This window comes from Caballeronia sp. LZ035 (assembly GCF_031451175.1).
Lineage (GTDB): Bacteria > Pseudomonadota > Gammaproteobacteria > Burkholderiales > Burkholderiaceae > Caballeronia.
The window spans coordinates 299,575-314,724 of record NZ_JARUXS010000002.1 but is presented as its reverse complement, the minus strand read 5'-3'; the positions used below and the strand labels follow the sequence as shown (position 1 = coordinate 314,724).

General features: G+C 63.9%; 13 protein-coding genes. 7 read left to right on the top strand and 6 right to left on the bottom strand.

Annotated elements, in window-relative coordinates:
- Positions 1 to 4: 4 nt before the first annotated feature.
- Positions 5 to 502 carry a MarR family winged helix-turn-helix transcriptional regulator gene (locus QCE88_RS17025; RefSeq protein WP_309904212.1) on the bottom strand — a complete coding sequence of 166 codons (498 nt, stop codon included), beginning with the start codon at positions 500 to 502 and terminating at the stop codon, positions 5 to 7.
- 113 nt (positions 503 to 615) lie between these two features.
- Here QCE88_RS17025 and QCE88_RS17020 point away from each other — a divergent pair, with 113 nt between their 5' ends.
- Entirely contained in the window at positions 616 to 1,614 is a 999-nt protein-coding gene (locus QCE88_RS17020) for an ABC transporter substrate-binding protein (protein WP_309904210.1), read from the top strand.
- Positions 1,615 to 1,618: 4 nt separating this feature from the next.
- Here QCE88_RS17020 and QCE88_RS17015 read toward each other — a convergent pair whose 3' ends face one another.
- Together QCE88_RS17015 and QCE88_RS17010 are read right to left on the bottom strand one after the other, a co-directional pair.
- On the bottom strand, positions 1,619 to 2,926 hold the full coding sequence (locus QCE88_RS17015; RefSeq protein ID WP_309904208.1) for an MFS transporter: 1,308 nt from the start codon (positions 2,924 to 2,926) through the stop codon (positions 1,619 to 1,621).
- On the bottom strand, positions 2,923 to 4,122 hold the full coding sequence (locus QCE88_RS17010; protein ID WP_309904207.1) for a M20 aminoacylase family protein: 1,200 nt from the start codon (positions 4,120 to 4,122) through the stop codon (positions 2,923 to 2,925). The genes QCE88_RS17015 and QCE88_RS17010 overlap by 4 nt, the downstream gene beginning before the upstream one ends.
- A 126-nt stretch (positions 4,123 to 4,248) precedes the next feature.
- Between QCE88_RS17010 and QCE88_RS17005 the strand changes: the two genes are divergently transcribed.
- A complete protein-coding gene (locus QCE88_RS17005; protein ID WP_309904205.1) occupies positions 4,249 to 5,172 on the top strand; it encodes a LysR family transcriptional regulator in 924 nt (307 codons plus the stop codon).
- Here QCE88_RS17005 and QCE88_RS17000 read toward each other — a convergent pair.
- Positions 5,169 to 6,116, bottom strand: a complete 948-nt coding sequence (locus QCE88_RS17000) for a LysR substrate-binding domain-containing protein (protein ID WP_309904203.1) — start codon at positions 6,114 to 6,116, stop codon at positions 5,169 to 5,171. The two genes, QCE88_RS17005 and QCE88_RS17000, sit on opposite strands and share 4 nt — an antisense overlap.
- A gap of 101 nt (positions 6,117 to 6,217) precedes the next feature.
- Here QCE88_RS17000 and QCE88_RS16995 point away from each other — a divergent pair, with 101 nt between their 5' ends.
- Positions 6,218 to 7,453, top strand: a complete 1,236-nt coding sequence (locus QCE88_RS16995; RefSeq protein WP_309904201.1) for an MFS transporter — start codon at positions 6,218 to 6,220, stop codon at positions 7,451 to 7,453.
- On the opposite strand, the gene QCE88_RS16990 is transcribed toward QCE88_RS16995, so the two are convergent.
- Positions 7,450 to 7,704, bottom strand: coding sequence for a hypothetical protein (locus tag QCE88_RS16990; RefSeq protein WP_309904200.1), 255 nt, complete (start codon positions 7,702 to 7,704; stop codon positions 7,450 to 7,452). The genes QCE88_RS16995 and QCE88_RS16990 overlap by 4 nt on opposite strands.
- Before the next feature lie 131 nt (positions 7,705 to 7,835).
- The gene (locus tag QCE88_RS16985) at positions 7,836 to 11,069 is read right to left on the bottom strand and encodes a PAS domain-containing protein (protein ID WP_309904198.1); all 3,234 of its coding nucleotides are present in this window, start codon (positions 11,067 to 11,069) and stop codon (positions 7,836 to 7,838) included.
- 347 nt (positions 11,070 to 11,416) lie between these two features.
- Here QCE88_RS16985 and QCE88_RS16980 point away from each other — a divergent pair, with 347 nt between their 5' ends.
- The 4 genes from QCE88_RS16980 to QCE88_RS16965 all read left to right on the top strand — a co-directional run bounded on the left by QCE88_RS16980 (position 11,417) and on the right by QCE88_RS16965 (position 15,150).
- Positions 11,417 to 12,553, top strand: a complete 1,137-nt coding sequence (locus tag QCE88_RS16980; protein WP_309904196.1) for an epoxide hydrolase — start codon at positions 11,417 to 11,419, stop codon at positions 12,551 to 12,553.
- A 287-nt stretch (positions 12,554 to 12,840) separates the two neighbouring features.
- Positions 12,841 to 13,815: a ferritin-like domain-containing protein gene (locus QCE88_RS16975; protein ID WP_309904194.1), complete on the top strand. Its 975-nt coding sequence runs from the start codon at positions 12,841 to 12,843 to the stop codon at positions 13,813 to 13,815.
- A gap of 252 nt (positions 13,816 to 14,067) precedes the next feature.
- A complete protein-coding gene (locus tag QCE88_RS16970; protein ID WP_309904192.1) occupies positions 14,068 to 14,739 on the top strand; it encodes a hypothetical protein in 672 nt (223 codons plus the stop codon).
- 120 nt (positions 14,740 to 14,859) lie between these two features.
- Positions 14,860 to 15,150 carry a hypothetical protein gene (locus QCE88_RS16965; protein WP_309904191.1) on the top strand — a complete coding sequence of 97 codons (291 nt, stop codon included), beginning with the start codon at positions 14,860 to 14,862 and terminating at the stop codon, positions 15,148 to 15,150.

The following is a 15,150-nucleotide window of genomic DNA, read 5'->3' as shown; positions in this document are numbered from 1 at the left end:
ACGGCTACGGTTCATCCGTCTCTTGTTCGATGCGATGAAGCAGCGTCGAGAAGGTCTTGAGCAGATCGCCTTCGGGCATCCCTTCTTCACCGAACAGCCGCCGCTGCACTTCGATAGCGATGGGCAGCGCCTTTCGCACCCGCGTCAGTCCGGTGCGCGTCAACTGCACGTTCTTCGCGCGCACATCGACGCTGCTCGACACCCGCTGCACCCAGCCCTTCGATTCCAGCGTCTTGAGGATCTGTGAAAGCTGCATCTTGTGGATGTCGCTGGTGCGGCTCAGTTCGGCCTGCGACACCTCTTCGCCATGTCGCGTGGCCCAGGCGATCAGCGTCAGCACCGTGAACTGAAGATGCGTCAGATCGAGCGCAGCCATGCCCCGGTCGATGGCCCGCTGATAGCGATGAAACATGCGCCACAACACGAAGCCGATGGCACGTTCCGGCGCGCCCAGCGACTCACTCGCGAACATCTCCTTCAGTTCATTCGCTTTGATCTTCATCTCCGTCGCGCTCCATGGTTCTTTGTGAAGAATATCTCACACTCAACTCCACTTGCGCATGGTAAATATATTTACTATTCTGTTCTTCAAGCCCATCTCGAAGGAGACGCTTCATGAATCAGATACCACTCGACATCGCATTCTGGAACTACGACCGCGTTCAGGCACTGAAGGACGGCACGGTCGGCATCGAGGGCGTGGAGGCGCGCTATCACACGGAGCGCATCGTCACGCAGATTTTCGAGGGCATGCTTCGTGCGCGTCGTTTCGATGTCGCCGAGCTCGGCATGACCTATCTTCTGCGCGCGATAGACTCAGGCGAGGATCTGCTCGCGCTTCCGGTGTTCCTGAACCGGTGTTTCCGCCACTCGGCCATCTACGTCAACAAGGCGAGCGGCATTGAAAGTCCCGCTGATCTCGCGGGCAAGCGGATCGGCGAACTTGCGCTGTATGGGCACGATGCGGGTGTCATGGCAAAGGGCATGCTGTCCGACGAACATGGCTTCGACCCGGCAAAGTCCCGCTGGCTGATAGGCGGAATCGACTTCCCGATGGATCCCATCGATTTTGTGGAACGGCCTTATCCGGCAGGTATGGAAGTGGAATGGGCGTCGAAGGAACTCGACCTCGGGCAACTGCTAGAGACAGGCGAGATCGACGCCCTGATCTCCGCCGATGTCCCCGCATGCGTGCTGCAAGGCTCGCCCAAAGTGGGCCGGCTCTTCGAGAACTTCGTGGAGACGGAACGCGACTATTTCGCGCGCACCGGCATCTTTCCCATCATGCACACGGTGGCGGTGCGCCGTTCGCTGGTGGAGGAACAGCCGGAGATCGTGAAGGCAATCTATCGCGCATTCTGTCTCGCGAAAGACGCCGCACGCGAAGCATTAACGAAAGGAATGACCTTCAACAACATGGCGACGATGGTGCCCTGGCTCACCGATCTCATTCAGCAAAACGTGGCGATGCTGGGCGACGACTGGTGGCCCTACGGCATCGAGCGCAACCGCACGGCGCTCGATGCCATCCTGCGCTATCACCACGAGCAAGGGCTCACTCGCAGGCGTCATACGATCGAAGAACGCTTCGTTCCGGATCTTCTGCACACTTGACGCCTCAGTCCAGCGCCTTCCCGCCCGTCTCCTCGAACATCGAGACGGCGATCAGCGAGATCAGCACGCAGCCGATCATGTACCACGCGGGCGCCATCTTGTTGCCCGTCGCGCGGATCAGCCACGCCGCGACCAGTTGCGCGGTGCCGCCGAACGCCGACACCGCGATCGCATACGCACTCGACATATAGCCGGCACGCAGATGCTTCGGGAAGTTCTCGGGCATCAGCGCATAGGCGGGCGCGGAGCCCATCGTGTAGCACAGCATCAGCACGATCAGCGCGGCGAGCACGACCGGCAGCGACGGAAAATGCGTCATGACCCAGAACGCCGGATACAGCAGCACGATCAGCGCGACACGTCCGATCAGCGTCAATGGCTTGCGCTTGCCCATGCGGTCCGACCACGCGCCGTAGATCGGGCACATCACGAGCGAGATCACGCTGGACGCGACGCCCGCGAGCATCGACATCTTCGACGGCAGTCCGAGGTACTGGATGCAATAGGTCGGCATGTAGTACATCATCACGTACGTCGACACCGACATGCCCATGATCGAGAAGATCGTGAGGAACCAGTTGCGTACGTAGAGGCCGCGCTTCGGATCATCACGCGTGACTGCAGCCTTCGCGGCAGGCGGTTCCTCCTGGATATGACGGCGCAGATAGATGCCGACCGGCGCGATCAGCGTGCCCATCAGGAACGGAATGCGCCATCCCCAGCTGTGCATGGTGTCGTCGGAGAGCAGGAAGCCGAGGCTCGCCGCGAGACCCGAGCCGAGCAGCGCCGCCGCGCCCTGGCTCGCCAGCTGCCAGCTTGCGCGGAAGCCGCGGCTCGCCGTGCCGCCCATTTCGAGCAGCGTCGCCGTGGCCGCGCCGAACTCGCCGCCTTGCGCGAAGCCCTGCACCAGACGCGCGACCACGATCAGCAGGGGCGCAGCCAGCCCGATCTGCGCATACGTCGGCGCAAGGCCGATGGACGCCGAACCGATCGCCATCAGCAGGATGGTCAGCGTGAGTGCGGGCTTGCGACCGGCGCGATCGGCATAACGGCCGAGCACGAAGCCGCCGAGCGGACGCATCACGAAGCCGACCGCGAACACCGCGAACGCGAGCAGCGACGACGTCACCGGATCGTTCGACGGAAAGAACTGCCGGCCGATGGTCAGCGCGAAATAGCTGTAGACCGTGAAGTCGAAGAATTCGAGCAGATTGCCGATGACCGCCGCGAACACGATCTTGCGCTGCTGCGCGGGCGACATCTGCACATCGGGCGCGCCCGCGCGGGGAAGCGATTGCGTCGTGGCGTTCATGCGCGGTCCTGGCTCAGGAAACGTTCGACGAGCCGCGTCCAGAAGGCCGCGCCTACCGTCAGGTTGTCGTCGTTGAAGTCGTAGCGCGCGTTGTGCAGCATCGGCCGGGCTTCGCCGTTGCCGAGCCGCACGAAGCAGCCGGGCACCTTCTGCAGATAGAACGCGAAGTCCTCGCTGCCTGCAATCGGCGGGAACGGGGAGATGATCTTCTCCGGCCCGACCAGTTCTTCCGCGACCTGACGCGCGAATTCCGTCTCGGCCGCACTGTTGACGAGCACCGGATAACCGCGAATGAAATCGATCTCGACGGTCGCGCCATATGCCTGCGCCTGCGCTTCGACCAATGCGCGAATGCGCTGCTCCAGCGTCGCGCGCACGGTGGGCGAGAACGAGCGCACGCTCATTTCAAGCGTCGCGTCTTCGGGAATCACGTTGGCCGCAAAGCCCGAACGGAACGCGCCGACCGTGACGACCGCCGCCTCGTTCGGATCGACATTGCGCGCGACGATGGTCTGCAAGCCCATCACGATGCTGCTGCCGACCACGATCGGGTCCACCGCGAGATGCGGACGCGCCGCATGACCGCCCCGGCCGACGATGCGCAGCTTGACCGTATCGCAGGCCGCCATCAGCGGGCCGGCGCGAAAGCCGAACGTGCCGGTCGCGACGCCCGGATGATTGTGCAGACCGAAAATCGCCTCGCAAGGGAAACGCTCGAACAGACCATCGGCGATCATGCGTTCCGCGCCGCTGTCCGAACCGGCTTCCTCGGCGGGCTGGAAGATCAGGTGCACGGTGCCGTCGAAGTTGCGCGTTTTCGCGAGATGCTGTGCGGCGCCCAGCAGGACGGTGGTGTGGCCGTCGTGGCCGCATGCGTGCATCTTGCCGTCGTGGACGCTCGCGTAGGGCAGACCGGTCTGCTCCTTGATCGGCAGCGCGTCCATGTCGGCGCGCACGCCGACCGTGCGCGTGCTCGTGCCAGCCGTCAGCGACGCCACGAGCCCATGTCCGCCGACATTGCGGGTCACCGCATACCCCCAGGCTTCGAGCTTCTCGGCCACGAATTGGGACGTTGCCGCCTCTTCGTACGACAACTCGGGATGCTGATGGATGTGATGACGGATTTCGTCGAGTTGGGGACGGGCGTCGGCGAGATCGGCGATTTCGCAGAAATGATGGTCATGGGATTGAGTCATGGCGCGGGGCTCCTCCTGTTATGGCTGCGCGGAAGTCGAACGCCGAGTATTGCACCGACGAAAAACTCGACCGATGACTGCAACGCATCCAAAATGTTGCTTTCAGGTCAACAATGGACGGACGAAGTGAGCGATTCGATCGAGGACATCGGCGAGCGCCCGCTGCGCTATCTCGCCGAGATCGCCGCGACCGGCGGCATGCGGATGGCGGCGGAGACGCTGGGGGTGAATCCGTCGGTGATCAGCCGGCAGATTGCCGCGCTGGAGCGGCGGCTGCGCTTTCCGCTGGTCGAGCGGCGCGGCCGGCAGGTGGTGGTGACGGAAATCGGCCAGGTGTTGATCGAGCATTACCGCGACGGGCAGCGGCGTCAGCGCGACCTCGCCGCGCGGCTGGAGGAATACCGGCATCTGCGGCGCGGCCGGGTGGCGCTGGGCGTCGGCGAAGGGTTCATCGGCAATCTGATTGCGCGCGCGCTGCAACGCTTCTCGATGAAGTATCCGGACATTCTTGTCGAGATCCGCTCGGGGCCGACGCCCGCCGTGCTCTCGATGGTGCGTGACGATGCCGTGGATATCGGCCTCTCCGCCCGTTCCGCCGACGACCCCGCGATGCGCATCCATCCGTTCGCCGCGCGTCCGCTGTGCGCGGTGGTGGCGCCGACGCACCGTTTCGCCTCGATGCCGAAGGTGCCGCCCGTCGAGCTGGACGGCGAGCGGCTCATTTTCATGACGGAGGCATTCGGCGTGCAGCAGTTCGTGCAGTCCCTGCTCGACGACGTGCGCCTCACCGTGATCCCGGCGTATCGCGTGGATCTGTTCAACACGGCGCAGACGCTCGCGGCGGCGGGACTGGGCGTGGCGTTCATGTCGTCGATCACGGCGCGGCGCGGCATCGAACTGGGCGAACTGGTGGCGGTGCCGATCGATCATCCGATCGCGGCGGGCTTCGCCAGCCAGATGATGACGCGCGTCGGACGTCGTTTGTCGCCGGCGGCGGATCACTTGTGGAAGCAGCTTGCGCAGAGCTTTCTGGAGGAGAAGACGCGTTAGCGCTCCACGGCGTGACGTGACGCCTGCTCCCGGATCCAGCCCTCGAAGGCGATCACGGCGTCATCGTCCGCGCGCTCGGCGTTCACGACCAGCGTGTAATCCGGTCCGCGCCACACGGGCCCCGCGAGCGGACACACGAGCCGTCCGGCGGCCATGTCGCGTTCGATCAACGGCAGCGACGCCAGCGTCACGCCAAGACCTTCCGACGCCGCGCCCAGTTGCAGGAAAACGTGATCGAAGTCGAGATGGCGTGCGCCCTGCATGCCCGGTGCGCCCGCCGCGCGCAGCCAGTCGGACCACGCCGTGCGCGTGCTCGTGGAATGCAGCAGCGTGTGGTGGCGCAGATCGGCGACCGTATGAATCGGGTGGCTCAGCAGCATGGACGGACTGCACGCGGGCAGACGGACATCGGGCATCAGCGTCTTCGAGAGCAGGCCGCTGGCTTCCTCCGGGCCCGAGCGCACGCCGATATCGAAGGCATCGCCGACATAACGCAGCCTGCGCGACGTGGTGGACAGCCGCACGTCGATATCCGGATAGCGCGCCTGGAAATCTGCGAGGCGCGGGATCAGCCAGCACAGCGCGAAGCTCGCCAGCGCATTGACGCGCACGACGCCGGTGATCCGGCGCGTGATCGATTCGTGGCGCAGCCGAGTGACCGAACTGCTCAGGCGCGCGAAGGCGCCATTGACGTCATTGAGCAAGGCGGCGCCTTCGTCGGTGGGCACGACGCCGCGCGACCGGCGCTCGAACAGCGGCACGCCAAACCAGTCTTCCAGCAGGCGGATCTGCTTGCCGACCGCCCAGTGCGTAACGTGCAGGTCTTCCGCCGCAGCGGCAAAGCTGCCCAGGCGCGCGACGGCCTCGAAGTGCCGCAAAGCGTTCAGGGGCGGCAGCCTGTCGGGCTCGTGCGAGGTGTGGCCGCGTGTTCTCGTCAGGCTCATGAGGTGACTTTTTCTCCCGTCTCACCCGATTTTACGTCAGGTGACGTGCATTCCAGGGCGACCTAGACTCGGAGGCTCGGAACATTCACGCTTATCGAGGCATGCGACTCTTTTCTTTTTCCTCCCCGGCCACGCCCGTGGCTGACGAACGCGGCCGGCCGGGCGTCGAAACGCGCAAGCGTGTCCTGTGGCTCTCTTGCACGGCCCATGCGCTGCACGACGGCTACACCGACATGATCTATGCGCTGCTGCCCGTCTGGCAGTCGGACTTCGGCCTGGGCTACGGCGCGTTGGCCATCCTGCGCGGCGTGTACGCGGGCACCATGGCGACGCTCCAGTTGCCCGCCGGACGTCTCGCGCGCCTATGGGGCACGCGCACGACGCTCGCCTTCGGCACGCTGCTGGCCGCGCTGGGTTATGCGGTCGCGGGCTTGTCGGGAACCCTGCTGGGCTTGTGCGTGGCGCTGGCCCTCTCCGGAAGCGGCTCGAGCACGCAACATCCGCTGGCTTCCGGCGCCGTCTCGCGCGCGTACGGATGCCAGGCACGCGGCCCGCTGAGCGTCTACAACTTCGCGGGCGACCTTGGCAAGTCCGCGCTGCCCGCGTCCATCTCACTGCTCATCACCGTCATGCCATGGCGGCACGCACTCTGGGCGATGTCGTGCATCGGCATGCTGGTTGCGGCCGTCATTGCACTTTTTTTCCCGTCGATCCCGCGTAGCGCCACCGTTGTCGAAGCGCCTTCGCAGCAGGCCGCTCAGGGCGCGCGTTCCGGCTTCTCGCTGCTGCTCACGATCGGTGTGCTCGACACCGCCGTGCGCATGGGTCTGCTGACCTTCCTGCCTTTCCTGCTGAAAGCCAAGGGCATCTCTCCGTCGATGATGGGCACGGCGCTCGCGCTGGTTTTCATCGGCGGCGCGGCGGGCAAGTTCGCGTGCGGCTGGCTCGGTGCGCGCATGGGTCCGATCGGCACCGTGCTTGCCACCGAAGGCGGCACGGCGGCGCTGATTCTCGCCGTCATTCATCTGCCGCTCGCGCCTGCGCTTGCCGTGTTGCCGCTGCTCGGGCTGATGCTCAACGGCACATCGTCCGTGCTGTATGGAACGGTGCCGGATTTGACGTCCGTGGAACGCACCGAGCGCGCCTTCGCCTTGTTCTACACCGGCACCATCGCGTCGGGCGCGCTCGCGCCGGTGGCTTATGGGCTGCTGGGCGACCGCATCGGCGTGCAGGACGCCACGATCGCGACCGCGCTGACAGCGCTCGTCATCGTGCCGATTGCGCTGATGCTGGGACGGCATCTGCGCGAGACAGGCCGCGGAAAAGAAGAGGTTTAGAGCGACGCCGACGCGTCGAGGAGCATTCGAACGGGGACTTCGGGCCGGACTCGCACAGCGAGGCGGAGCGCTTCGGCCTGGCTCGCGGTGACGACAATGAAACAGCCGTTGCCGTGCGGAAATTCGATGCGCCATCCCGCACAGGAACGGGGACGAACTACCGTCTCGGAGAAGTCGATGCCTTCGGAGGTGACCACGGTCGTTTCAATGAGAAAAGGATGTTGCCAGGGCTTGTGATTGTCCCATGCCAAGACTCCTTTCCGAGCCCCGCTGATCAAGCCAAATCCCGCTTTTATCAAAAGCCCGTGGACTTTTTTACCTTGAGCATTCGGCAAAAACTCGACGCTTCTGAATATGTGACAGCACGGCTCTGCCGCCGCATTCAAGTTGACTCGATCGCTTCCCGAATCCGCGCGGCCAGATGATCGAGTGCGAAGGGCTTGGTCATCACATGCATGCCGGGTTCGAGATGGCCGTTGCGGATTACGGCGTTCTCGGCGTAACCGGTGATGAACAACGCCTTGAGGCTCGGGTAGTGCACGCGTGCCGCGTCCACCATCTGACGGCCGTTCATGCCGCCCGGCAAGCCGACGTCGCTCACCACGAGATCGACCGGCACGCCGGACTGAAGCACCGCGAGCCCTGCGGCGCCGTCTCCCGCTTCGAGCGCCACATAGCCCAACTCACGCAGCACCTCGATGACGAGCATGCGCACCGCCGGTTCATCGTCGACGACGAGCACTGTCTCGCCGGTGCGGGCTTTCGGCACGTCGTCGAGCATCGTCGCCGGCTCTTCCTCGACGGGCGCCGCCACGTGCCGCGGCAGATAGATGCAGACCGTCACGCCCTGCCCCGCTTCGGACAGGATGCGGACCTGTCCGCCGGACTGACGCGCGAAGCCATACGTCATCGACAGCCCGAGACCGGTACCCGCGCCAAGCGGCTTGGTGGTGAAGAACGGTTCGAAAGCCTTCGCGATGACGTCCGGCGTCATCCCGACGCCCGTATCCGCAACAGACAACGAAATGTATTCGCCGGGCGTCACGTCTTGCGCACGCGCTGTCTCGTCATCGAAGCAACGGTTCGCCGTTTCAATTCGCATCCGGCCACCATCCGGCATCGCGTCCCGGGCGTTGATGCACAGGTTCAGCAGCGCGTTTTCAAGCTGGTTCGGATCAACTCGCGTGGTCCAGAGATCCGGCATGGAGGCGACCTCGATCACGATTCCGGGTCCCACCGTGCGTCTGATCAGCTCTTCCATGCCAGAAACGAGCCGGTTGACGTCGGTTGCCTTCGGGTCCAGCGTCTGGCGCCGCGAAAACGCCAGCAGCCGGTGCGTCAGCGCGGCGGCCCGCTTCGCGGCGCTTTGCGCGTTGCTTAGATAACGCTCCGTGTGCTGCAGATCGCCTTGCTGCATGCGCAGGCGCAGCAAGTCGAGACTGCCGGTGATGCCCATCAGGAGGTTATTGAAATCGTGCGCGAGGCCGCCGGTGAGTTGCCCCACCGCTTCCATCTTCTGCGATTGCCGCAGCTGATCTTCCAGATGCCGCTGACGCGTCAGCTCCACGCCGACACCCGTGCGCCGCAGCGGCTTGTTGTCGCCGTCGAAATAGGTGTGACCGCGCGACAGCACCCACCGCACCGATCCGTCCGGGTGGCAGACGCGATATTCGAGTTCGAGATCGCCGCTATTGACGAGCCCTCCCGCCATTGTGGCCGCGAGCGACTTGCGGTCGTCGGGATGGACATTCGCCAGGAAGCGCTCGCGCTTGATGCCGGCCGCGCCTTCGTCGGCGTCGATTGCATAGAGATCCGAGATGTTGCGGTCGCAGGTGAACTCGTCGCTCGCCACGTCATAGGTCCATACGCCGACGCCGCCCACGGCACTCAGGGCCAGTCGCGTGAAGTCCATCGAGTCGCGCAACGCGATGCTTTGCTGCATGTCGGCGGTGATGTCGCGCCCGACCGCGTTGATCAGGTTTCCACCCGGCCTCGTCGACCAGCTGAGCCAGCGATAACTGCCGTCACGGTGCCGGTAGCGGTTATCGAAGCGATGATGCGCGCCGCCCTCGGACAAGGTCCTGGCAGCCTGCTCGGTGCGGGTTCGATCCTCGGGATGAATGAGATCGAACAGATTCGAATCGAGCAACTCGCCTTCCGTCCAGCCGAGCACTTCTTCCCATGCGGGATTGACGGCGGTGATCCGTCCTTCGAACGTGCAGCGCAGCATGATGTCCGATGACAACTGCCAGAGCGCGTTCCGATCCTCGGTGCGTTCGCTGACCAGCCGTTCGAGATCCGAAGACTGCTGACGCTGCTGATGGATATCCGTGTTCGTGCCGACCCATCCTTCGACTTCAAGGGCCGTGTTCATGACCGGTCTTGCGCGCACCAGGAACCAGCGATACGCACCGTCGAAGCGGGCCACGCGACATTCCACCTGAAGCGGCGCACCGGCTTCGAGCGACCGCTGCCAGGCGTGGCGCGCGCTTTGCCGGTCGTCGGGATGGATGATGCCGAACCATGCGTCCGGGCCGATCAGGCTGCCCGCCGTCTTGCCGGTATAAAGCAAGGCCGGTTCGTTGAACCAGTAGAAGTCACCGTTGGCGTGCGCGCCCCACACGTGATTCGGCATGGCTTGCGCAAAGGCGCCGAACTGGGCTTCGCTGATGCGCAGTGCGCGTTCGGTGCGCGAGCGCTCGGCCGCCACGCGCACCCGGGAAGCAACTTCCCGGATGAAGATCAGCTCGTCGTCGCGCCAGTCGCGCGGCTGCGCATTCAGAACGAACAGCATGGCGACGAACTTCCCCTGCTCGTGAATCGGCACGTTCACGAACGAAGCAGCGCTCTTGTCAATGAGCGCCTGCGCATGCGCGCGCGTGCGGCTGTCGTGCCTGACATCGTCGATCACGACGGTGATGCCATTCCTGAGGTCGTCGATATACGAGCCGTAGTCGCGAAACCGGAGCGAGCCGTGCAGCTTCTGCGCATCTCCGGCCACCCAGTCCCGCTCTATCGTGACCGTTTCCGCCTTGCTGTCCACAATGCCGTAGCCGACGAGCGATACGTCGAGCGTCGTGCCGAGCACTTCGGCTGCGGCGAATGAGATCTCGTCGGGCGACGCGAGATCGCGAATACGCTCGCTGAGCAAGGCGAGCGCGAGCTGCATGTGCTGCGCGCGCTGTCGGGACTGCTCGGCGGCATCGAGCGCCATGCCCGCGCGATGCTCGGCCGTCCGGTCCATGACGATCTTCACGAAGCCGAGGTGCGCGCCGTCATCGGCGCGCAAGGGCATCATCTCGCCGGACGCCCAGAAACGCGTGCCGTCCTTGCGCAAATGCCAGCGCTCGTCGTCAGCGCGGCCATGGGTCAGCGCGTCGCTCATTTCGTGTTCGACGCGCCCGTCCGCGCAGTCTTCCGGCGTGAAGAGGCGTCGCGCGGAGTCACCGCAGATTTCATCGGCGGACCAGCCGAAGATCTGGCTTGCGCCGCGGTTCCAGTCGGTGATGATGCCGGCCCGGTCCGTCGCGATGATCGCAAAATCCACGCTGCTGCTGAAGATCGCGCGAAGGCGCTGCTCCGCAACGGTTTGGGTGCTGCCGGGGGGTTGACTCATCGCGCCTACGGATTCTTGAGGCGGCGAGGCTTGCAAGAGCGCTTCGAGTTCTGCGATCCGCTGACGCAGTGTGCTGAGTTCGTCGTTATGCATGTGGTTCGAATCCGGCGTGACGTTCGCCGGTAAAAGTGCCTTCTTCGAGGCGCGACAGAGGCAAGACCCGGGCGCTTTTGGCCGAATCGCGCAATGCCTGCGACCCACCGAGCCGGCAAACAAAGGCCCGCGTGGTGAGCGGGCCGACCCACGTCACTGGAGACATGAAGGTAACCACGTCAATCTAGGCGCTTCTATGTTTTCATGCAACTGGAGCGCGAGGCGCTTGATCGCATTTTCACAAGGAGACTCAGATGAACGCTTTCAAGGTCGACTGGACCGCAGCCAGGTTCGATCAACTCCGCAGCAAGGTCAAAGGCTTTACCCTTCCTTCTCTCCCGCCAGGGGACGGCTGGTCTTACGGTTGTGATCCGGCCTACCTGAGATCGTTTCTCGATTTCTGGGTCAACGAGTTCGACCTCGACGCCTGTGTGCGCGAACTGAACCGCTTCCCTCAAATCATGGCCCGCGTCGACGACCTGGATATCCACGCCATTCATGTCGTCGGCGAGGCGCGCGGCACCAATCCGCTCCTGCTGCTTCACGGCTGGCCCGGCTCGGTGGTCGAGTTTCGCGATGTCATCGAGCCGCTGGCCTTTCCGTCACGCTTCGGCGGCAGCGCAAGCGATGCATTCGATCTCGTGATTCCCTCGCTGCCGGGGTTCGGATTCAGCGGGAAGCCTGCTTCCCCGATCGGCGCGCGGACGACCGCCCGCATCGTGAACACACTCATGCAGCAACTGGGCTATGACCGGTATCGGGCGCAAGGCGGCGACTGGGGTTCGGGCATCGCGGCGTGGCTGGGTATCGAGCATCGTGAGGCCATTGAGGGCATCCACTTGAACTACGTGCTCGTCCATCCCGATACGCAGCCGCAAACCGACGAAGAACGCGAATGGAGAAGCCGAGTCGAGCGCACGCAACAGACACTCGGCGCATATGCGCAACTTCAGCAGAGCAAGCCGGCGTCGCTTGCCTATGCGATGCATGACAACGCGGCGGCACAGGCGGCATGGATACTCGAACGCTTCCACGACTGGTCGGATCGGCGGGAAAGACGCTTCGAAGAAATCTTCACGAAGGAGCGGCTGCTCACCAACATTCTGGTCTACCTGATGAACGATGCCTTTGCATCGGCGACGACCTTCTATCTCGGCAGCCGGATGGAAGGCGTCCGGCAGATGCCGTCCGGGCAGACCGTCGACGTTCCGACGGCCGTGACCTCCTATCCGGATCCACGCATGCCGGCGCCGCCGCAGAGCTGGGTGCGCAGGGGCTACGACCTCAGGCGCTGGAACGTGGCGCCGCAAGGCGGACACTTCGCCGCGATGGAGGCGCCAGCATTCTTTGTCGAGGACTTGCGCGGCTGGCTAAGCGATTCACGCGGATAGCGGACGGTCGAGGCGCAGCTGCTTCGTTGTGTGCGAACCCGTTCTTGAATGGGCGTGCAATACCGACCGCCGCATCCCGGCCCGGTAAAGATGCGCGAAGCGATGAAGGAAGTGAAAGCATGTGTTACGGCGCGAATCCGGCTTGCCATGGCTTCCCGTATCGCCGAGTGAGCGGTACGAGCTGATCGGGAAGGCTCAATCCAACGCGTCCGCTCTCCGCGGTGTTCCTGCTCATCCCGACACAGGCTGGCAGACACCGTCCAACTCTCACAAGCAAGGAGACGGACATGGCAGACAATGCTTCAATCACCCACGTACTCGAGCGGCGCGTCGAACGCCGCGAGAAGCGCCGCCAGTTTTTTCGCAGCGCAGGCGGTCTCGGTTTAGGGCTGGTAGGCGGGACCATCCTGGGCGCATGCGGGGGCGGCTCGGGCGATAACGCCAACGCGGCAACCGGCCCGACCGATGCCGAGATTCTCAACTTCGCGCTGAACCTGGAGTATCTCGAAGCGACCTTCTACGCCTATGCGACCACTGGCGCCGGCCTGCCCGCCAATCTCATGAGCGGGATCGGCACGCCCGGCAAGGTAATTCCAGGTCAGCAGGTGACTTTCTCAGATCCCGTCGTGGCCGCTTACGCACGCGAGATCGCAAAGGATGAACTCGAACACGTGGCCTTTCTCCGTACGGCGCTGGGCACGTCGGCCGTGGCCATGCCCGCGCTCGATGTTGGCGGCACCGATCCCAACGGCGCGTTCTCGCTCGCGGCTCAGGCTGCGGGCCTTGCGCCCGCTGGCACTCCGTTCAATCCCTATCTGAATGACAATAACTTTCTGCTCGGCGCCTTCATCTTTGAAGATGTGGGGGTCACGGCGTACAAGGGCGCTGCGCCGCTCATCACCAACAAGACCTATCTCGAAGCAGCCGCCGGCATTCTCGCAGCCGAGGCCTATCATGCGAGCCTCGTCAGGACCGTGCTCTATTCGAAAGGCCTCCAGACACCCAGTCTGGTGACTGCAACGCAAGCCATCTCGGATGCACGCGACTCGCTCGATTCATCCACCGACGTCGATCAAGGCATCGCTGGCGTGAACGCGGATATCTCCAACATCGTGCCGCTCGATAACAACGGCATCGCCTTCAGCAGAAGCTATGACGACGTGCTCAACATCGTCTATCTGAACAAGGGTGCGGTGTCGCAGGGTGGTTTCTTTCCTGCCGGCGTCAACGGCACGCTTCACATGAGCAGCGCTTTCGCCTAAAACAGATTCAATCACCTGGATGTCCGGTCGCGACGGCTGCAAGGCTCGCGATCGGGCCGACAAACCTTTGGAGTTTCTTCATGCGCGATTTGTCCGCGGGTGCATGGCGTGTCCGAATCCGGCTCGTGATGGGCGTTTCATTCCTGCTCACGGGCGTGGCGTTGCAATTGCTTCACTTACGGTGAAGCCTGTTGCACTGATCGTTTTTCAATCTTCACTTGAATCCATTTATCAGGAGGAAAACACGTTTTGATGATCCGGCTATTCGATCGATCCGTGCTTGTCGGTGTAAGCGTTGCGGCGTTGGCCGTGGCGCTCGCGGGCCTGTGGCTCAAACATGATGCGCCGCGCGTGGACGATCAAATGCAATCCGCACGGCAACGCGACCTGGTGTCCGCGGGGCCGGTACGGGAGCAGCCTGTTCCTGCGGCTCCGATTGTACAAACGCCCAGCGTGGCAAGTGACGTGCAGGAAGAGAGCAAGAGCCCACCCGAAGCCAATCGGCCCGATGCAGAAGCCAGACCGGCTCCGGCGGCGAAGAGCGTCCGTTCGGACCGCCCGTCGAGCGCGAAAGCACAAGCCAAACGATCCGCGCGTCTTCGCGATGACGTAGCGCAGGCTCACAAGCCGACGACAGCCTCTCAACCGCCTCCGGCGCGTGAGGCTGATCCGCTGCCCGTCAATGAACCTCAAGCGGCCGAGACAGCGAAGCCAGCCGTGTTGCCAAGCGAGCCACCGCTGTCCAACACGACGGCACCCGAACCGGTTCGATCGACTCCATCAATCGAGACATCGGCAGGCCCCAAAACCCGCAAGCAAGTGGAAGACGAACTGCGCGCGGCAAGAAGCAGCGGCGCCCTGCCTCGTTTCGGCAATCCGGATCCGGCTGGACCCGGCGGTTCGCCGGGCAACCTGAACCGATAGTCCGAGTAAGCGAGGTCCTCCCTGCATCCGGCACACCGCTTCGCTCGTATTCAAGTGAACAACCCAGACGCTCTTTCGCTGCTTTGGGATCGGTCACAGGAACACCATCAGGAGATGGCCATGAATCAGTCAAATGCTTCCAGCAGGGTCTTTATCGTCGGTGCGGGCGTATTGATCGCGCTCGCTTCGTCCGTCGCCTGTGCGGGCGGGAACGGCAATGGTGGAAACGGCAGCGGCGGCTCGCACGGCGCCGCCACGTCCGGCATGACCTATCACAGCGAGCCCGTTTCGAGTCCGTGGAATCGCGTACCGGGCGACATGAGCATGAGCAGCAGTGCTCGCCAGCAGGACAGGGACACGTCCACGACCGCCAGCCGCGACATGCGCCCGATGCCGAAGCCCACCGAGTAA